Source organism: Mangrovicoccus ximenensis, from assembly GCF_003056725.1.
Lineage (GTDB): Bacteria > Pseudomonadota > Alphaproteobacteria > Rhodobacterales > Rhodobacteraceae > Mangrovicoccus > Mangrovicoccus ximenensis.
Map to the genome: position 1 here is coordinate 69,568 of NZ_QBKZ01000015.1, position 17,365 is coordinate 86,932.

General features: G+C 68.5%; 18 protein-coding genes and 2 pseudogenes. 8 read left to right on the plus strand and 12 right to left on the minus strand.

Going from position 1 to position 17,365, the window contains the following annotated elements; translation table 11 throughout:
• Window positions 1–235 precede the first annotated feature (235 nt).
• The 4 genes and pseudogenes from C7T91_RS16310 (at window position 236) to C7T91_RS16330 (ending at window position 3,161) form a co-directional block, all read left to right on the plus strand.
• Window positions 236–682 (plus strand): DnaA N-terminal domain-containing protein, encoded by a 447-nt coding sequence (locus tag C7T91_RS16310; RefSeq protein WP_145962914.1) that lies wholly within the window; start codon window positions 236–238, stop codon window positions 680–682.
• Window positions 683–1,182: 500 nt separating this feature from the next.
• Window positions 1,183–1,383, plus strand: a pseudogene (locus tag C7T91_RS16320) (IS3 family transposase); the annotation flags it as partial.
• A gap of 81 nt (window positions 1,384–1,464) precedes the next feature.
• Window positions 1,465–2,136, plus strand: coding sequence for a hypothetical protein (locus C7T91_RS16325; RefSeq protein ID WP_108260171.1), 672 nt, complete (start codon window positions 1,465–1,467; stop codon window positions 2,134–2,136).
• A complete protein-coding gene (locus C7T91_RS16330; RefSeq protein WP_108260172.1) occupies window positions 2,136–3,161 on the plus strand; it encodes a hypothetical protein in 1,026 nt (341 codons plus the stop codon). Before C7T91_RS16325 ends, C7T91_RS16330 begins: the two co-directional genes overlap by 1 nt.
• A gap of 249 nt (window positions 3,162–3,410) precedes the next feature.
• Here C7T91_RS16330 and C7T91_RS37930 read toward each other — a convergent pair whose 3' ends face one another.
• The gene (locus tag C7T91_RS37930; protein ID WP_269101795.1) at window positions 3,411–3,545 is read right to left on the minus strand and encodes a hypothetical protein; all 135 of its coding nucleotides are present in this window, start codon (window positions 3,543–3,545) and stop codon (window positions 3,411–3,413) included.
• Window positions 3,546–3,892: 347 nt separating this feature from the next.
• Between C7T91_RS37930 and C7T91_RS33610 the strand changes: the two genes are divergently transcribed.
• Both C7T91_RS33610 and C7T91_RS33615 read left to right on the plus strand, forming a co-directional pair.
• Complete coding sequence (locus C7T91_RS33610) at window positions 3,893–4,261, plus strand: nucleotidyltransferase family protein (protein WP_201742171.1); 369 nt, start codon at window positions 3,893–3,895, stop codon at window positions 4,259–4,261.
• Window positions 4,197–4,523 (plus strand): AMP-binding protein, encoded by a 327-nt coding sequence (locus tag C7T91_RS33615; protein ID WP_330848851.1) that lies wholly within the window; start codon window positions 4,197–4,199, stop codon window positions 4,521–4,523. The genes C7T91_RS33610 and C7T91_RS33615 overlap by 65 nt, the downstream gene beginning before the upstream one ends.
• Here C7T91_RS33615 and C7T91_RS16340 read toward each other — a convergent pair.
• From C7T91_RS16340 to C7T91_RS16365, 6 genes and pseudogenes are all read right to left on the minus strand, one after another.
• A pseudogene (locus tag C7T91_RS16340) lies at window positions 4,452–4,933 on the minus strand (IS3 family transposase); the annotation flags it as partial. The gene C7T91_RS33615 and the pseudogene C7T91_RS16340 overlap by 72 nt on opposite strands.
• Window positions 4,876–5,343, minus strand: coding sequence for an NAD(P)/FAD-dependent oxidoreductase (locus C7T91_RS38530; RefSeq protein WP_330848852.1), 468 nt, complete (start codon window positions 5,341–5,343; stop codon window positions 4,876–4,878). The pseudogene C7T91_RS16340 and the gene C7T91_RS38530, both read right to left, overlap by 58 nt.
• Window positions 5,297–6,958 (minus strand): choline dehydrogenase, encoded by a 1,662-nt coding sequence (gene betA / locus C7T91_RS16350; protein WP_108260175.1) that lies wholly within the window; start codon window positions 6,956–6,958, stop codon window positions 5,297–5,299. Before betA ends, C7T91_RS38530 begins: the two co-directional genes overlap by 47 nt.
• The gene (gene betB, locus C7T91_RS16355; protein WP_108260780.1) at window positions 6,958–8,382 is read right to left on the minus strand and encodes a betaine-aldehyde dehydrogenase; all 1,425 of its coding nucleotides are present in this window, start codon (window positions 8,380–8,382) and stop codon (window positions 6,958–6,960) included. Before betB ends, betA begins: the two co-directional genes overlap by 1 nt.
• A gap of 118 nt (window positions 8,383–8,500) precedes the next feature.
• Complete coding sequence (locus tag C7T91_RS16360; RefSeq protein WP_108260176.1) at window positions 8,501–8,830, minus strand: AzlD domain-containing protein; 330 nt, start codon at window positions 8,828–8,830, stop codon at window positions 8,501–8,503.
• Window positions 8,827–9,561: an AzlC family ABC transporter permease gene (locus C7T91_RS16365; RefSeq protein ID WP_236638292.1), complete on the minus strand. Its 735-nt coding sequence runs from the start codon at window positions 9,559–9,561 to the stop codon at window positions 8,827–8,829. The genes C7T91_RS16360 and C7T91_RS16365 overlap by 4 nt, the downstream gene beginning before the upstream one ends.
• A gap of 128 nt (window positions 9,562–9,689) precedes the next feature.
• On the opposite strand from C7T91_RS16365, the gene C7T91_RS16370 reads away from it, so the two are divergent.
• Window positions 9,690–11,471 carry an IlvD/Edd family dehydratase gene (locus C7T91_RS16370; RefSeq protein WP_108260177.1) on the plus strand — a complete coding sequence of 594 codons (1,782 nt, stop codon included), beginning with the start codon at window positions 9,690–9,692 and terminating at the stop codon, window positions 11,469–11,471.
• Window positions 11,472–11,701: 230 nt separating this feature from the next.
• A complete protein-coding gene (locus tag C7T91_RS16375) occupies window positions 11,702–12,028 on the plus strand; it encodes a hypothetical protein (protein WP_108260178.1) in 327 nt (108 codons plus the stop codon).
• A 351-nt stretch (window positions 12,029–12,379) separates the two neighbouring features.
• Here the strand turns inward: C7T91_RS16375 and C7T91_RS16380 are convergent, their stop codons facing one another.
• The 5 genes from C7T91_RS16380 to C7T91_RS16400 form a co-directional block, all read right to left on the minus strand.
• Window positions 12,380–13,246, minus strand: coding sequence for a MurR/RpiR family transcriptional regulator (locus tag C7T91_RS16380; protein ID WP_108260179.1), 867 nt, complete (start codon window positions 13,244–13,246; stop codon window positions 12,380–12,382).
• Window positions 13,247–13,272: 26 nt separating this feature from the next.
• Window positions 13,273–13,896, minus strand: a complete 624-nt coding sequence (locus C7T91_RS16385) for an isochorismatase family cysteine hydrolase (protein ID WP_108260180.1) — start codon at window positions 13,894–13,896, stop codon at window positions 13,273–13,275.
• Window positions 13,889–14,716: an N-formylglutamate amidohydrolase gene (locus C7T91_RS16390; protein ID WP_108260181.1), complete on the minus strand. Its 828-nt coding sequence runs from the start codon at window positions 14,714–14,716 to the stop codon at window positions 13,889–13,891. The genes C7T91_RS16385 and C7T91_RS16390 overlap by 8 nt, the downstream gene beginning before the upstream one ends.
• Entirely contained in the window at window positions 14,700–16,007 is a 1,308-nt protein-coding gene (locus C7T91_RS16395) for a type I glutamate--ammonia ligase (RefSeq protein WP_161555937.1), read from the minus strand. Before C7T91_RS16395 ends, C7T91_RS16390 begins: the two co-directional genes overlap by 17 nt.
• A 718-nt stretch (window positions 16,008–16,725) precedes the next feature.
• Entirely contained in the window at window positions 16,726–17,349 is a 624-nt protein-coding gene (locus tag C7T91_RS16400; protein ID WP_161555938.1) for a TetR/AcrR family transcriptional regulator, read from the minus strand.
• Between the last annotated feature and the right edge of the window lie 16 nt (window positions 17,350–17,365).

Here is a 17,365-nt window from a genome sequence, read left to right on the forward strand (position 1 = left end):
GCCCCGGCTCATCGGCCCTGCCAGGCCAGCCGGAGGGAATGTCCAGACAGATACCGGAAGTGTGCCGGGCCTCTCGGGCCCGGGTGCTTCCGTGCGGCCTTTCGGAGGCTGCCACCCCGCGCCCTGCGCGGGAACGGCCGTTCTGTCCTCCGGGCAGGGAGGAACGGGCGGCGTCATATGAGTGAAGCAGTCAAGCTGCACGTAGCAGCAGGCAAGGATACGGGTTTTGGAGCAGATGACCGAAGAGACTTGGGGCAAGGTTCAAGGCGCACTCCGTCAGCAAGTCGGAGAGAACAACTACCAGACCTGGATCCAGCCCATCTCGTTCCGCTCCTGCGAAGACGGCGTGGTACGGCTCTCCGTGCCGACCAGCTTCTTCGGCACCTGGGTGAACCGCAATTTCGGCGATGCCATCCTGATCAGCCTGCACCAGGCCGGCGAGGAAGCCAGCCGCCTGGTCTTCGAGGTGGCCAATGCCGCCTCCCGCGCGCCCTGCATCCGTGACCGCGTCCCGGCCCTCGCCGAGACCGACGCCGTCGCCGCGCCCGCTGCCCCGGCGGAGGAATGGCCGACCAGCAGCACTTCGTCCGCGCCGTCACGGGCTGCGCGGATCGCGCCGGCGAAACAGTCGAGGCGGTCTTCCAGCGCGGGACCGGGCGCGCCGCCGAAACGGCACCAGTAATGGATGTCCGACAGAAGATAGGAGACATANCCGCGAGCGGCAGCGCCCAGAGCCCGGCCAAGAGCCAGAGCGCCCAGAGAAGCGCCGCCAACAGCAGGCACCGCAGCAGCAGCACCGCCATGGGAAACAGGCAGACCAGCACCGGCGCGCGCCTCAGCTCAGGTTCGGGGTCCGGCTACCATAGGCCTCGTCCGGCGTCAGCAGCCCATGCGATGAGTGCGGACGTCTCTCGTTGTACAACTCAATCACAGAACACCCACGGGACCGAGGAGCGCGAGGTGCTCTACCCTTGGCACCCCTGGACGGGGCGAGTTGTTCACGTACACGACGTGATCGCGAAGGCGGGAGAACGAAAGCCTATGCGGAACGACGCACGGCAGAGGGCAAAACCCGGCGCGAGATCGTGCGCTGCATCAAGCGGTACATCATCCGGGAAATCTTCCGCCACCTATGCATGCCGAAGCAGCATGCCACGCGCACTTGACAGAAATAGGAGCTTCAACTCCCCTATGGAGAGCTTCTTCGGATCGCTGAAGAACGAACTGGTCCATCGAACCAGATTCCGGTCGCGCCAAGAGGCAAAGGCCGCGCTGTTCGAATATATCGCGATTTTCTACAACCGCCAGCGCCGTCACTCGAGCATCGGCTACCGTACGCCCGAGCAGGCAAGGATCGACATGGCCACCAAGATGGCCGCATAGTGAATATCGGCCCAGTCCAGGATCCGGGGGCAAGGTCAAATCCTCTTGTCTCCCGTTTCGTGACTTGCCACGAAAGACGGGATGGTGATCGACCCGAATGAAATCGAGGCGCAGCTGGCCCTCATCGACTGGCGAAACCGGGAAACCGACGCGGTGACCGCCCGGCTAGAGGCGGCTTTTCCCGCGCTTCTGGCCGAGCTGGACCGGCAGGTCGACGCCTTGCCTGCGTACCGTCTCGCGGACGCGCATCTCCGGTTGAAGCGCACGCTTCAGGAAGCAATTTCGGACTGGGCGACGGAACAGCAGGTGGCGTCTGCCGAGCATGCGGAGACGTCCCTTGGCGCCCTGCTGGACTCGATCCCGGCCGGTGCCTCCCGCGGCGAGGCGATGAAGGCCGGGGCGGCGCTTCTCGCACCACCCGCGATGCTTGCAGCGTCGGCGCTTGCGCTGCCCGCCATTCTGACCTTCGCGACGGTGACCTCGACGACATGGCTGGTGGTGACGACCTCCTCCGTGAGCCTGCCGCTGCTTGCGGTCGGAGGGGCCGTGCTGGCCGGTGCCAATGTCGCGGGGGTTAAGGTGCTCTCAGGCGCCAACAGGAAGCTGCGCGAGCGGCTGCGCAAGCGGCTGCATCCCGAGGCACATCGCATGGTCTTCGGCGACCCGGCGCGGCCGGAAACGACGAGCGTGCTCGACAACCTGCAGACCGTGATCCTCGCTTGCGCCGCGCAGAAGCTCGGGAACATGCCCTGATGCCGATCCCCTACGAAATCCCTCTGGAGCTCGCCGGTGCGATGGCCTCCGGCAAGGCGCAGCTCTTCGGGGCGATCATCAAGGACAGCGCGACTGGCCAAATCCTCGGCCATGTCCAGCAGACCGGCTTGGTAGACCAAGTGGCGCGGCACGGCCTGCAGGGGCTCGGCACCGCAGCCACGGGCGGCTTCTCGCCGCTCGGCGTCCTGCACGCGGCGCAGAGCTTCCGGATACAGCAGGCTCTGGGCGAACTGCAGCAGGGCATGCACCTGCTGCAGGTGCTCGACATCGGCAATCTGGTGGTGTCGGGCCTCGGCCTCGGGGTCTCGGTAGTGGGCTTCGAGAGGGTGCTGCGGCAGCTCCGGGCGATCCGTGACCACCTTGGCACCCTCGGCGAGGCGATCCGGCAGGTGACGGCCGACCGGCGGCAGGACGAGCTGGAGACGCTGTTCGCCACCATCGAGGCGGATGTCGACGGTGTTCGCTATCTGTCCGACCACCCCGACCCGGGGGCGCGGGCGGACGCGTTGCACCACGACCTGCTGCGCGCGGCGCGGCGGCTGGAGGCGATGCTGATCGCGAGGCTCGACGGCCGGATGGCGACGGCCGATGCCCGGACGGCGTTCCTTGACGAGCTCTGGACCCTGTCAGCCGCGCTGCGGCTTTGCCAGGACACGGCGCTGCGCGCGCTGTTTCTGGGCGACCGGCTCGCCATCGCCGCCCATGTGGCCGCAGACGAGGCCCAGCGGATGATCGGCCTCTTTGGCCGCATCTCGCCCGATCTGCTGAGCCGGAGCGCCCATGCCGAGGAGGGCTGGGAAGCCTGGAAGTCATCGCGAGGGTCAGCCCAGGAAGCCGCAGTTCGGATATCGTCTGGCGTGCGGTCCGGAGCCGTCGCTCTCGCCGGGCAAGCGTCGCTGGCGTCCTGCCTCGGGCAGCAGGGCGCGCAAGGGCGTGCATTTCTGGAGCGTGCCGAGCGGGAGCAGGAACTGGCCTGCCTCTTTGTCCCTGCGTCCGCGGCGTGAAGGTGCGACATTCCGAGACGAGGAGGTTCAAAGGAAACTAGGCATGTCTCCCGCTGTCGACTGTCGGTCAACGGCCGGAAGCATCCTGGTTCTGCGCATCCTGCTCGGCCGCCATCTTGCATGATGCCGGAATCCTTGGCCTTCATATATGACTGATAATGGCAGATTACCGGACATGTATCGGAGGGAAAGAGGCGGCGGTTAATGGCAGCCATGAACAGCATCTCCGCCGCAACTTCCTGGCGGTGTTCAGCCGCCTTGGCAGAGGATGCAGCGGGCGATGACGGCGGCGCGGGGCCAGCTCCTGTCCGGGTCGAGCCGGGAGAGGCGCTCCAGCTCCTTGTGCGCGGCCGCGCCTTGGGCGATGTCCTGCCCGGCCTTCATCCGCTCCCCGGCCAGGGCAACTACCGCATTCGCCGCCGCGATGATGCCGGCGCTGGAACGGTAGTACTCGATCGGGAATTCCGGCCGCGCGCCGCACTCCTGCCCGGAGGCGCGGATATAGCGGATCGAGGCCCCGGCGAATGACGCGATGCAGGAGGTTTCGCGGTTGCTCTCCCGGATGGAGGGGAGTTTCGGGTGCAGACCTGCTGATGCTTCGTCCGGATTGAAAATGGCTCTGCGCCGGGAGTTCTGCCTGAAAGGGAATGGTCAACGCCAGCATTTCGTGTTGAACACGCGGCCTCCCGATGCCATGCTCAACGCCAGAATCTGCCGTTGAGCACATATCCATGTCCCCCGACTCCCGTCCCCTCAGCAACCGGGCCACCGCCGCTTATGCCGATTTGCTGCGCCTCCTGCGCGATGATGCGATCGGCGAGATCATCGGCACGCCGCAGCGGGTCGTGCGCGGCACGCGCGCCTACTGGTACGACGCCTACCGCCTCGGCGGGGCCTCGACCAAGCGCTATCTCGGCGAGGAGAGCGCCGGGCTTCTCGCCCGGATCGAGGCCTGGCGCGAGCTCCGCGACGCCCGCGCGGAACGCGGCCTGCGGCGGGCCGGCCGCCGCCTTCCGTCCGACGCCGGCCGGCGAGGTGGCGTTCTTCCAGCTGTCCGGCGGCAGCACCGGCACGCCGAAACTGATCCCGCGCACCCATGACGACTATGCCTATTCGGTGCGCGCAAGCGTGCCGATCTGCGGCGTCACGCNGATGAGCTCGCCCGGAGCGCTCGGCGTCTTCGAGGCCGGCGGCACCGTCGTTCTGGCCGCCGCGCCCGACCCGCAGATCTGCTTCCCGCTGATCGCGGCGCACCGCATCGACATGGTGCCGCTGGTGCCCTCCGCGGTGGCTCGACAGCCGCCAGGACAGCACCCGGCGCGTCGCACGCGCCATCGTCCTCGGACCGATGGCGGACAATGACGCGTTCCATGATAGCCCCAAGATACAGGAACCCGCGCCGCATGGGGAGTGAGGCATCGAACGCGATCCGTCCGAGAGAGATGCCGAACGGTAATGTCTGCACACCAGACCTGGTCCGGGCGGTCGATGACCATGTTCCGCAGCAAATACGGGAACTTGCGGTGCTCGGGATGAGGCACCGTCGTCTTCGGCTTCTGGTAGACCGCCCGCAGCCCCATCTTTGCCATCAGCCGCCGGACACGCTTGCGCCCGACGCAATAGCCCTGTTTGCGCAGGTGCCTTGCCATCTGGCGGCTGCCGTAGAACGGCGTTTCCATGAACTGGGCGTCGATCAGCTTCATCAGCGCCAGGTTCAGCGGTGTCTCGGTCCTGCCCGGCCCGTACCATGCCGGCCGCCGATGCAGGCGAAGCCGCCATTGCGCCCCGACGCGCCCCAGCCCGGGCCGTGCCGGTCGAAAACCGCCACCTCCATGCCCGCCCGCGCCAGATGCAGCGCCGCCGAAAGCCCGGTGAATCCCGCGCCGATCACGGCAACCTCGGCCGTCGCATCGCCTTCCAGCGGCGGACAGTCCGGCGCATCGCAGGTCGTGGCCCAATAGCAGCCCTCGAGCGACCCGGCTCCGTAGGCGGCGGCTTCGTAGGGAACTCTGGGCATGGCGGCACTCCGGTCGGATGCCGGAGCCATGCGCGCGGCCCGATGCAAGGTCAAGCCCCCGGAACGGCTGGGGACGGGGAGGGGTCCGGGGAGGGGGCATGCCCCCTCCCCGCCCTGGTCAGCGCTGCGCGGCCTGCCAGTCGGGATGGATCCAGGGCGCGTCATTCGCAGGCGCCAGCGGCGTGCGGCCGAGGATGTGGTCCGCCGCCTTCTCGCCGGTCATGATCGAGGGGCCGTTCAGGTTGCCGTTGGTCACCCGCGGGAAGATCGAGCTGTCCGCCAGCCGCAGCCCCTCGACGCCGATCACCCGCACCTGCGGATCGACCACCGCCATCGGATCGTCGGCCCGGCCCATCCGGCAGGTGCCGCAGGGATGATAGGCGCTCTCGGCATGCTCGCGGATGAACCCGTCGATCTCGTCATCGCCCTGCAAGCTTGCGCCGGGCTGGATCTCGTGGCGGATGAAGGGCTTGATCGCCGCCTGCGAGAAAATCTCGCGCGTCAGCCGGATGCAGGCCCGGAAATCCGCCCAGTCCTGCTCGGTGCTCATGTAGTTGAAGCGGATCACCGGCTTCGCCCGTGCCTCGGCGGAGCGCAGCGTGACCGAGCCGCGCGACGGCGAGCGCATCGGCCCGACATGGACCTGGAAGCCGTGCCCCTCCGCCGCCGCCTGGCCGTCATAGCGCACCGCGATGGGCAGGAAATGATACTGGATGTCGGGATATTCGACGCCCGCCCGAGAGCGGATGAAGGCCGCGCTCTCGAACTGGTTCGAGGCGCCCAGCCCCTTGCGGGTGAAGAGCCACTGCGCCCCGATCGCCGCTTTTCCCAGCAGGTTCCAATATTTGTAGAGCGTCACCGGCTGCGAGGCCGCCATCTGCATGTAGACCTCCAGGTGGTCCTGCAGGTTCTGTCCGACGCCCGGCCGGTCGGCCACGACATCGATGCCGTGCTCCGCCAGATGCGCCGCCGGGCCGATCCCCGAGAGCATCAGGAGCTTCGGCGAATTGAGCGAGCTGGCGGCCACGATCACCTCGGCGCGGGCGCGGATCACCTCGATCTGCCCGTTCGGGCGCTCGATCTCGACGCCGGTCGCGCGGCCCTCCTCGATGACGATCCGGCGGGCGAGGCCGCGGGTCAGGCCGCAATTGTCGCGCTTCAGCGCCGGCTTCAGATAGGCATTCGCCGCCGACCAGCGCTGGCCCTTCCAGACCGTCTGCTCCATCGGGCCGAAGCCTTCCTGCTGCGCGCCGTTGTAGTCGGCGGTCACCGGATAGCCCGCCTGGCGGCCCGCTTCGACGAAGGCCGCATGCAGCGGGTTGTCCCGCGGACCGCGGGTCACGTGCAGCGGGCCATCCTTGCCGCGCCAGTCCGGATCGCCGCCCTGCCCGCTGTCGTGCCAGCTTTCCATCCGCTTGAAATACGGCAGGACATCCGCATAGGACCAGCCGTCGGCGCCGCTCTCGGCCCAATGGTCGTAATCCTTGGCATGGCCGCGCACATAGACCATGCCGTTGATCGAGGAGGACCCGCCGATCACCTTGCCGCGCGGCGTGACCAGCGACCGCCCGCCGAGATGAGGTTCCGGTTCCGAGGCATAGCCCCAGTCATAGAGCCCCATGTTCATCGGATAGCTCAGCGCGGCCGGCATCTGGATGAACGGGCCTGCATCGGTGCCGCCATGCTCGATCACCAGCACGGATTTCCCGGCTTCGGCCAGCCGGTAGGCCATGGCGCAACCGGCGCTGCCCGCGCCGACAATGACGTAATCCGCTTCCATCAGAATGCCGCCTCCGTCTCGCCGAGGCAGACATAGACAGACTTCACCTCGGAATAATGGTTGATCGCTTCCTTCGAGTTCTCGCGCCCGACGCCCGAGGCCTTCACCCCGCCGAAGGGCGCCTCGACCGGCGTCAGGTTGTAGGTGTTGATGTAGCAGGAGCCCGCCCGGATCTGCCCGATCACGCGGTGCGCGCGGGCCAGATCGCGGGTGAACACCCCGCCCGCCAGGCCGAACTCGGTGTCGTTGGCGCGCGCGATCACATCCGCCTCGTCCTCGAAATCAAGCACCGACATCACCGGGCCGAAGATCTCCTCCCGGGCGATCGCCATGCTGTCGGTGACATCGGCGAAGATCGCCGGGGTCATCCAGAAACCGGGGCGGTCGATCCGGTCGCCGCCCATGACCAGCCGCGCGCCCTCCGCGACACCCTTCGCGACATAGCTGAGGGCGATGTCCAGCTGCGCGGCCGAGGTCATCGGCCCGAAATTCGTCGCCTCGTCCATCGGGTCGCCGATCACCGCATTGCCCAGCCGTTCGGCGAGCCGCGCGAGGAAGGCCTCCTTGATCGCGCGATGCACGAAGACCCGCGTGCCGTTCGAGCAGATCTGGCCGGAGGAATAGAAATTGCCGTTGATCGCCGCCGAGATCGCGCTTTCCAGGTCGGCATCGTCGAAGATGATCAGCGGCGACTTGCCGCCCAGCTCCATCGTGACATGCTTCATCGCCCCGGCCGCCTGCGCGGCGACCTTGCGGCCCGTCGGCACCGACCCGGTCAGCGACACCTTGGCGATGCCGGGATGCCCGCTCAGCATCGCGCCGGTCTCGCCGAAACCCTGCACCACGTTGAACAGGCCTGCCGGCGCGCCGGCTTCGATCAGGATCTCGGCGATCTTCAGCGCGCAGAGCGGCGTGGTCTCCGAAGGCTTGAAGATCATCGCATTGCCGCAGGCCAGCGCCGGCGCGGCCTTCCAGCAGGCGATCTGAGTCGGGTAGTTCCAGGCACCTATGCCGAGGCAGACGCCCAGCGGCTCGCGCACGGTATAGACGAAATCGCCTCCCGATAGCGGGATATGCTCGCCGGTCAGGCTGCCCGCCAGCCCGCCGAAATATTCCAGCGCATCCGCGCCCGAGGTGGCATCCGCGACCAGCGTCTCCTGCAGCGGCTTGCCGGTGTCGAAGCTCTCCAGCACCGACAGCTCGCGGTTCCTCCCGCGGATGATCTCCGCCGCCCGGCGCAGCACCCGGCCGCGCTCGGTCCCGGTCAGCGCCGCCCACTCCGCCTGCGCCGCCGCCGCCGACGTGGCCAGCAGGTCGCCCGCCCAGTTGTCGGCGGTCAGCGCCGGACCGACCGCATGGGCGGGAATGTCGCGGCCGAGCCCGGGCGGCGAGATCGCCGTGTCGAGCGTTCCGGAACCGCCCATCGCATCGGCGACGAAGCTGGCGGGCACGTCGCGGAAGGCGTCGATCTGGGCTTGCGTGGGGCGCCGCACGGGGCGGCGGATGGTCAGAAGCGGCGGTGTCTCGAGCATTCCGGGTCTCCTAGAGCAGTGTTTCGAGCAGGCGCAGGCCGTAGAAGGCGCCCATCCCGGCCAGGATGGCGCCGATCACGCTGATCTTCATCCCGGCAGCGAAGGCGATAGCCCCGGCCGCGACGCGGATCCAGTCGGTCTGGCCGCCGGTCGCGGCGGGCCAGAGCAGCATCGGCGTCACCAGCGCCGGGAAAACCGAGATGCCGACATAGCGCAGGTGCAGCAGCAGCCAGTCCGGCAGCTCGCGGCCGCCGAGGAAGCCGAGGAAGGAAAAGCGGATCAGGAAGGTGCCGATCCCCAGGAGGATGGTCAGCAGCCAGAAATCGCCGGTATCGATCATGCCGCGGCCCTCCGGCGCTTCAGCCAGAGCTCGGTCTGCGCCCCGGCGACCATCGCGGCCAGCGCGGCGGCGAAGAGGCCGAGATTCCAGGGCAGGCCGTGGAACAGGATCGCCGCGGCGACCGACACGCCCGCCGCCACCACATGCGCGGCACTGCGCAGCAAGGGCGCGGAGAGCGCGATGAAGCAGACGGGGGCGGCGAAATCGAGCTCCAGCACCGGCGGGACCAGGTTGCCCGCCAGCGCGCCGACCAGGGTGAACAGGTACCACATCGGGCAGATCAGCATCATGCAGCCCATGTAATAGGCGACCTTCTCGGACCGGGCCATGGCCGGCTCGTCCTCATAGGTCCGCACCGCCACGGCGAAGGCCTGGTCGACCATCAGATAGGCCATCAGCGCGCGCATCCCCAAGGGCGCATGGCCCAGATGCGGCACCAGCGCGGCGGAATACATCGCCATGCGCAGGTTCACCACAAGCGCGGCGGCAAGCGCGACGAAGACCGGCGCCTGGTCCTGCAGAAGCGCGACCGCGGTGAACTGCGAGGCGCCGGCAATGACCAGCACGGCCATCGTCATGGTCTGCACCACGTCCAGCCCGGCATCGCGCGCGACCACGCCGAACAGCATCGAGAACGGCACGACGATCAGGATGAAGGGCGCGCAGTCGCGGTAGCCGCGCCAGAAGGCACGGCCGGGCTGCCCGCCGGCAGCGGATTGGGTCTCGGACACGACGCTCCTCCCAAAGGCCAAATTTGTCCCTTGCTTTTTGGTATACCATTTCGCATGACTGTCAAAGGCGGAGAGTTGCCGGAGCGCGGAAAATGCGCCGGCCCCGCCGGTCCGGAGGAGACAGCGACATGGGCGACACCCGCGCCAACAAGCGATTCCGCTCGCAGGAATGGTTCGACAACCCCAACAATCCCGGCATGACGGCGCTCTATGTCGAGCGATACCAGAACCAGGGCTACACCCGGGACGAGCTGCAGGGCGACCGCCCGGTCATCGGCATCGCCCAGACCGGCAGCGACCTCGCGCCCTGCAACAAGATCCACATCTTCCTGATGGACCGGATCAAGGCCGGCGTCCGCGACGCGGGCGGCATCCCGATGGAATTCCCGGTCCACCCGATCCAGGAAACCGGCAAGCGGCCGACCGCGGCGCTCGACCGCAACCTGTCCTATCTGGGCCTCGTCGAGGTGCTGCACGGCTATCCGATCGACGGCGTCGTGCTGACCACCGGCTGCGACAAGACCACGCCCGCGATGCTGATGGGCGCCGCCACCGTCGACATCCCGGCGATCGCGCTCAATGGCGGGCCGATGCTCGACGGCTGGTGGAAGGGCAAGCGCGCGGGCTCGGGCACGATCATCTGGGAAAGCCGCCGCCTGCTGGCCGAGGGCGAGATCGACTATGACGAATTCATGAGCCGGGTCTGCGCCTCGGCGCCGTCCCTGGGCCACTGCAACACGATGGGCACCGCCTCGACGATGAACGCGATGGCCGAGGCGCTGGGGATGACGCTGACCGGCAGCTCGGCGATCCCGGCGCCGTTCCGCGAACGGATGAACATGGCCTACGAGACCGGCAAGCGGATCGTCGGCATGGTGCTCGAGGATCTGAAGCCCTCGGACATCATGACCCGCGAGGCCTTCGAGAACGCCATCAAGGTCAATTCCGCCATCGGCGGGTCCACCAACGCGCCGCCGCATCTGCAGGCGATCGCCCGCCATGTCGGCGTCGATCTGCATGTCACCGACTGGCAGACCGTCGGCTATGACGTGCCGCTTCTCGTGAACATGCAGCCCGCCGGGACATATCTGGGCGAAAGCTTCTTCCGCGCGGGCGGCGTGCCGGCGGTGATGGGCGAGATGCGCAAGGCCGGGCTTCTGCACGAGGGCGCGATGACGGCGTCGGGCAAGACCGTGGCCGAGGCGCTCTCGGGCTGGGAAAGCCAGGACGCGGACGTGATCCGCACCGTCGCGGCGCCGCTGCGCGCCCATGCCGGGTTCAAGGTGCTCTCGGGCAATCTCTTCGACTCGGCGCTGATGAAGACCTCGGTGATCTCCGAGGACTTCCGCAAGCGCTTCCTGTCGGAGCCCGGGCGCGAAGGCGTCTACGAGGCCCGCGCCGTCGTGTTCGAGGGGCCCGAGGACTATCACGACCGGATCAACGATCCCGGCCTGGGCATCGACGACCGGACGATCCTGTTCATCCGCGGCGTCGGCTGCGTCGGCTATCCCGGCTCGGCCGAGGTGGTCAACATGCAGCCGCCGGATTCCGTGCTGAAGCAGGGCATCCACCACCTGCCGACGGTCGGCGACGGACGGCAGTCGGGCACCTCGGAAAGCCCCTCGATCCTCAACGCCTCGCCCGAGGCGGTGGTCGGCGGCGGGCTCGCGCATCTCAGGACCGGCGACACGGTGCGGCTCGACCTCAATGCCAGCCGGATGGACGCGCTGGTCGACCCGGCGGAATGGCAGGCACGCATCGACGCCTGGGAAGCGCCCGAGATCCGCAGCCAGACCCCCTGGCAGGAGATCTACCGCCGCCATGTCGGCCAGCTTGCCGATGGCGGCTGCCTCGAACTCGCCACCGCCTACCAGAAGGTCCGCAACGACCTGCCGCGCGACAACCACTGACCGGCGCGCGGACCCGGCCCCTGCCCTGCGCCCCCGGGCGCGGCAGGCGCTCCGAGGCCGGGCTGCGCGCCTTTGCCCGGATCTATGCCGGCTGGGCCTATTCCCCGGCCTTCTGGCGCGACAGGCTCTGGCGCGGGCTCGGCTTTGCCTCCGAAGAGGCGCTGCTCGGCTGGTGGGAGGACGACCACCTGGCCTGGGACGCGCATGNCATCGCCGCCCGCGTCATCGCCATGCCCTGCGATACCGACCGCTACTTCACCGCGGCAGAGAACGCGATCGAGACCGACCTGGTGCCGGGGGCCGAGCGGCGCGTGCTGCGCTCGGATCTCGGCCATGTGGCGGGCGCGCCCCGGCTGGTGCTGGCGACCGGCTGGCGCGGGCTGATCGACCTGAACGCGGAGCTGGGCCAGGCGGTGGGGGCCGGCATCAAGGGGCAGGCGGCGCTGTTCCGGGCGGAGGCGCGGGCGCTGCCGCAGCTTTTCGCCGACAGCTTGCATATCGTGCGGAACGCGAGTTCGACGCGCCGGACGAGACGGATGCGCAATGCGACGGGTTGATCGCGGCGGCGCGCAGGCTCTGCCCGATGCTCGCAGAGGCGCCGGTGATCGAGCGCTGGGCGGGGGTCCGGCGGAGCCCGGGGCGCGCGGCTTGCTCGGCCAGCGCTTTCCGCATGTCTTCGCAGAGCGGACGGGTCTCGCCGGCCATTAACCCGTCGCGTCCCGGAGCGAGCTCTGCGACGAGCACGGGCCGCGCCTCGGGGCCGATTTCCGGCACGGTCATGCCGCCCTCGGTGCGCAGGAAGTCCAGGCCTTCGCGATCGGCGGCGGTTTTCGGTTCGTGCCGCGTGGCGGCAGTGCGCTCCGCCGCTTCCTGCGCCCAGGCTTTTCCGGTCGCTGAGGCTGCTCCGGCTAGGCCGCCCCTCCGGACAGGCGCGCGTCGACCTGTGCCAGGCGGTCCTTGCCGGCCTCGCCCAGAACCTCGGCCACGCGCGAGATCAGCGCCTCGAGACAGGCCAGCGACGTGACGCTGGAGATGAAGGGCGACGGGCTCTCGGTCGGCACGGCGAGGACGTGGTCGGCGTGTTGCGCGCTGGGACTGCGGGACGTGTCGGTCATCACGATCAGCGTTGCCCCCGCCGCCCTGACCTCTCCGGCAAAGCGCGCGAATTCGGGCTGGTAGCGCTGGAAATCGAACAGCACGACCACGTCCCGGCCCTTCAGCACATCGAGCGTGCGGAGGAAGTTGCGCGCAGTGCCCTCGCAGGCGGTCACCCGCGGGCGCAGCGAGGCGAGGCCGTAGTCGAACAGGTCGGCCAGGCTGCGCGAGTAGCGTCCGCCGATCAGGAAGACCGCGCGCTTCGGGTCGGACAGCTTCTGCGCGACCTGCTCGAACTCCACCGGCGAGACGACCTCGGCCGTTTCGCGCAGCGCCTCGGTCCAGAGGTCCGTGGCGCGGCCGAGGCACGAGCCCTGCCCGCTTCCGGCCGGCTGCGCCGCACGGCCGAAGCGGCTGAGCGGCGACTGGAACTGGCCCTGGATCTCGTTGCGGATGCCGCGCTGGAACGACGGGTAGCCGTCGTAGCCGAGCTTGGCGATCAGCCGCAGCACCGTGGCCGTGCTGGTGGCGCTGGCCGCCGCCATTTCCTTCAGGGTGCGCAGGCAGCTGAAGGGATAGTCAGACAGCAGCACGCCGACGATCTTGCGGTCGGTCCTGGTCAGCTCGGGATCCGCGGACAGGATCCGGTCCCGGCAGGTGCTTTCCGGGGTCAGGGCCATCTCCGGTGTCCTTTCGGCAGGCGGTCTCAAGCGGCGGGCGGAATCTGGGCGAGGATCTCGGCGGTGGTCATCTGGCGGCAATAGCCCGCGTTCAGGCGCAGCGCCCAGTCATGGCGATCGGCGCTTTCGGTGGCGCAGGCATCGGTGGCGCAGACCATCAGGAAGCCGCGGTCGGCCCCGTCGCGCAGCGTCTGGTCGACGCATTGGTCGGTCAGAAAGCCGGTGACGATCACCTGCTCGATGCCGATGTTGCGCAGCACATATTCGAAGACCGTGGAGTTGAACAGCGACGACGAACTCTTCGGCAGCACGATCTCGTCGCCCTCGGGCGCGAGCGCCTCGACGACCTGCGCCTCCCAGCTGCCCTTGGGCACGTTGAAGCCCGAAAGCTTGTAGTCGAGGCTCTGGTCGCGCCCGTCGAGCGTCAGGCTCTCGATCACGGTGTACATGACCTCGATCCCGTGGGCGCGGGCGCGCTCGATCAGCCGGGCGGTGTTCGGGATCGCACGGTCCCGCGCCTGTTCATAGAACCACGGGCGCTGCGCCGCATGGCTGTCGTTGAAGGTCTCGTTCTGCACGTCGACGACGAGCACGGCGGTCTTGCCGGCGGTGAAGGGACGGTTGCGCCCCTGGGCAAGCGGATCAGACATTCGCGGGGGGCTCCTGCGGGACAAGGGTTGCGATCTGCGGTTCGACGGCGCGCAGCGACCGCCAGAACAGCTCGGCCAGGCGGCGCTGGCCCCGGCAATCGGAAATGAGGTCCTGGCAGATCTCGATCTCGACATGCGGGATGCCCGCCGCGACCGATTGCTCCGGCACCGTGTAGTCATTCGCCATGTCGACGATGTAGGGTTCGTTGCGGCACACCGTCAGGCCCGAAGGTTCGAGCTGCGCGATCAGCGCTTCGGCAAACGGGTTCGCGGTGCCGTCGGGCGCGTGGTAGATCACCCCGATATCCACGGCGCGGCGTGCGCCGCCCTGCATCATGCGCGTGAAGGAATGCATCGCCATCAGGACAGGCGCATGGCCGAGCGCGGCCCGGCGCTCCGCGACCATGCGGGCGATCTCGGCTTGGTAGGGCGCGAGAATTTCCCGGGCGCGCCGATCCTTGCAGTCCTGGCTCAGACCGGTATTGGCCGGGATCGCGCGCTTGTCGCTGACCTCCGGGATCGAGGTCGCGGCCCCGGGGATGCGGTTGCAGTCGATCACCAGCCGCGAGATCGGCTGCGCCACCATCGGGCTGCCCAGGAGCGCCGAAAGCCAGGACACCACCGGGAAGATACCGATATCGATGCCGATATGGTCGTTCAGCGCCTCGGGGTCGATGCCCAGCCCGCCGAGCGCCTGCGGCACGAAGGCCCCGGCATGGTCGACGGTGAAGACGAAGGGGCTGCGGCCCGTGCGCGGGAACGACAGCACGGGGGACGGATCCGCGGCGCCCAGCAGCGGGGTTTCAGAGGCAGTCGACATATTTTCCAACCTGTTGGTCCAGATCCAGCCCGGCCAGCAGCATCAGCTCGCCTTCCTTGTGGCAGAGATAGGCCTCGAGGAACTCCGTCCCCATCCAGCCGCGGATCGCGGCCGAGGCCTTCATCCGCTCCAGCGCCTCCTCCAGAGATTGCGGCAGCCGCACGAGTCCCGCCTGCGCGACCTCCGCGGGCGGCAGGTTCGCGGGATCGCGCAGCTCGGGCGCAGTGACGCGGGACTGGAGGCGCAGGCCGTCGATGCCTGCCCAGACCAGCGCGCCGAGCAGCAGATAGGGGTTGGCCGACGCGTCGGAGGCCCGGTATTCGACGTTGAACGCCTTCGCCGCGTCATCGTCCTTAGACAGCGGGCAGATGCGCAGCGCGGCCTCGCGATCCTGCGGGCTGACATTGTTGAAGGCCGCGCTCCAGCGGTTCGGCTGCAGCCGTTCATAGGAAATCGCCGATGCCGCGGTCAGCGGCAGCATGTCGGGCATGTGCGCCTGGATGCCCGCGACGAACGGCTCGAAGCGCGCGCTCATGCCGCCGGTGCCGTCTGGGTCATGGGAGACTGGGCTGCCCGACAGGTCCTGCAGGCTGAAATGCACATGCACGCCGTTGCCGACCTTGCCCGGCGCCATGACCGGCGCAAAACAGGCCTTCTCGCCGCGGGCGCGGGCAACCGAGCGGATCACTTCGCGCAGGATCACCGCGCGGTCCGCCGAGGCCACGCCGAGCGCGGCGCCGTTCGTCACCTCGAACTGGCCCGCGCCGTATTCGGGCATCACCATCTCGGGGTCGCAGCCGGCGGCCGAAAGCGCCGCCATTACCTCGGACAGGAAGCTGCCCTGCTGGCGGAACGCATCCAGCGCATAGGCATTGCCGCCTTCGGCCGGGACGCCGGAATAGTGGAATTCATGCTCGAAGGCGGAGAACAGCCGCAGCCCGAACTCCTCTTCCAGCACGGCGAGGCCGCGGATCAGCCACTGGCGCGGGCAGCAGGCCCAGGGCGTGCCGTCGAGATTGGCGAGGTCGCACAGAACGAAGCGCTCGCCCGGCGCTCCGTTGGCATGCGTGACCGTGGTGTCGGTCTCGGGGCGCGGCATCATCAGCAGGTCGCCGGACGGCCCCCAGGGGGTCTGAGCGATCTCGCCGAACACGGTGATCATCAAGTTGGTCGGCGCAAGCCCGATGCCCTTGCGGGCATAGCGCTCGGCGTCCGCGGTGCGATAGCCCTTGCCGCGCACGCGCGCGCCGTAATCGGCGATGCAGGCCAGCATCAGATCAGGCTGGGTCATGTCTTGCTCCTTCTGCCGCGCAGGACCGCGCAGCTCCGTCCCTGTCCCTGCGGCGCTCTCCGGCCCAGAAGGTCGGCGAGCAGAGGATCGACCCGCCATTCCAGAATCCCCTGCGCTGCGGGGAGCTCCGTGACGGCCGCCGCGATGAACTATTAAATTCGTATCCCGACCTGAAAGATAATTTTGAATAATTTCAACTCACGCCAGCCGATGCTGCCAAATTGCCCTGCGCGAAGGCGGCATGCTCGTCTTCTGAGCGTTTGAAACTGCCACTGCACGCGGCAAGGCGTGGCCGCAAACGCAGCGGGCCCGGTCCGAACAACTCGCGGCCAAGCCCTGCCCCGCCGCCCGCGAGCGCGACGCGGCCTGCGCGACATCCGCAACGGTGCCAGACCCGTTCCGGCCTGACGATACGTCCCGGGCAAGGCCGCTGCGGCGGTCCGATGCTTCGGGGGCAGGTCAACATGGGTCCGGTCGACGGCCAGGACCGGGTCGTTCCGCCTGCGCCGGATCGCCCGCTCCGGCTGCCGCACGACATCCGCCGCCGGCCGGACAGCTTGGCGCGGTTTCTCTCACTTCCCGGCAACGGAGAGCAAAGCGAGAGATTTCCATCCGCATGATCGAAATCCCGCCAAGCTTCAGGCTTCGCCGGGCTTTTTCGTGTCTTGGGCGTCTGCTCGGGCGCGCCGTGTCTGGCACGGCATGGTCCCTGGCGATGTCAGGGCCGCAACCGTCCCCTGGGCTGGATGCCTCTCAGGAAAGTCGCCACCGCCGAGTCCGCGATCTGCGCGATTTCCGTCCGGCCGAGGGGGCCGCGCAGCCCGAGGACGATTTCGAAATAGACATCCGACCGGACGAGCCCCAGGAACTGGCTGGCAGCGGAGTGCGGATCCACTGGCCCGATCTCGCCGCGTTCGGCCGCAGCGGCAAGCACCCCTGCGATCCAGTCGCGGCCCCGCTCCGGCCCGAGACGGTGGAAGCTGGCGGCAAGCTCGGGCATCCGCCGCGCCTCGGCGACAACCACGCGGTACAGACCGATTGTCCGCTCCCGGGTGAAAAGCTCCAGCAGATGCGTGGCGAAGCCGGTCAGCGTCTCCTCGAGGCCGAGCGACGGCGCGCCGAAGAACGGTGCGCCGAACATCTTTTCCGTGTTCTCGCGGATCAGCGCCTCGAACAGCCCCTCCTTCGAGCCGAACAGCGCGTAGATCGTCCGCTTCGACCCGCCTGCCCGCTCGATGATCGCGTCGATGCTGGTCGCCGCGAAGCCCCGCTCGAAGAACAGCGCCTCGGCGGCGGCCATCAGCGCGGCGCGGCGCGGATCGGGGGAAGTGGGCTCGGTCATTGCAGGCTCCGCCGGG

What these genes read in the sequence shown, in the direction of transcription:
- C7T91_RS16325 (WP_108260171.1), top strand. Translation starts at nt 1,465, where the DNA reads ATGGTGATCGACCCGAATGAAATCGAGGCGCAGCTGGCCCTCATCGAC.
- C7T91_RS37930 (WP_269101795.1), bottom strand. Translation starts at nt 3,545, where the DNA reads ATGAAGGCCGGGCAGGACATCGCCCAAGGCGCGGCCGCGCACAAGGAG.
- C7T91_RS16380 (WP_108260179.1), bottom strand. Translation starts at nt 13,246, where the DNA reads ATGGCCCTGACCCCGGAAAGCACCTGCCGGGACCGGATCCTGTCCGCG.
- betA (WP_108260175.1), bottom strand. Translation starts at nt 6,958, where the DNA reads ATGGAAGCGGATTACGTCATTGTCGGCGCGGGCAGCGCCGGTTGCGCC.
- C7T91_RS38530 (WP_330848852.1), bottom strand. Translation starts at nt 5,343, where the DNA reads ATGACGCGCCCTGGATCCATCCCGACTGGCAGGCCGCGCAGCGCTGAC.
- C7T91_RS16395 (WP_161555937.1), bottom strand. Translation starts at nt 16,007, where the DNA reads ATGACCCAGCCTGATCTGATGCTGGCCTGCATCGCCGATTACGGCGCG.
- C7T91_RS16370 (WP_108260177.1), top strand. Translation starts at nt 9,690, where the DNA reads ATGGGCGACACCCGCGCCAACAAGCGATTCCGCTCGCAGGAATGGTTC.
- C7T91_RS16360 (WP_108260176.1), bottom strand. Translation starts at nt 8,830, where the DNA reads ATGATCGATACCGGCGATTTCTGGCTGCTGACCATCCTCCTGGGGATC.
- C7T91_RS16310 (WP_145962914.1), top strand. Translation starts at nt 236, where the DNA reads ATGACCGAAGAGACTTGGGGCAAGGTTCAAGGCGCACTCCGTCAGCAA.
- C7T91_RS33610 (WP_201742171.1), top strand. Translation starts at nt 3,893, where the DNA reads ATGTCCCCCGACTCCCGTCCCCTCAGCAACCGGGCCACCGCCGCTTAT.
- betB (WP_108260780.1), bottom strand. Translation starts at nt 8,382, where the DNA reads ATGGGCGGTTCCGGAACGCTCGACACGGCGATCTCGCCGCCCGGGCTC.
- C7T91_RS16385 (WP_108260180.1), bottom strand. Translation starts at nt 13,896, where the DNA reads ATGTCTGATCCGCTTGCCCAGGGGCGCAACCGTCCCTTCACCGCCGGC.
- C7T91_RS16375 (WP_108260178.1), top strand. Translation starts at nt 11,702, where the DNA reads ATGCCCTGCGATACCGACCGCTACTTCACCGCGGCAGAGAACGCGATC.
- C7T91_RS16330 (WP_108260172.1), top strand. Translation starts at nt 2,136, where the DNA reads ATGCCGATCCCCTACGAAATCCCTCTGGAGCTCGCCGGTGCGATGGCC.
- C7T91_RS16400 (WP_161555938.1), bottom strand. Translation starts at nt 17,349, where the DNA reads ATGACCGAGCCCACTTCCCCCGATCCGCGCCGCGCCGCGCTGATGGCC.
- C7T91_RS16390 (WP_108260181.1), bottom strand. Translation starts at nt 14,716, where the DNA reads ATGTCGACTGCCTCTGAAACCCCGCTGCTGGGCGCCGCGGATCCGTCC.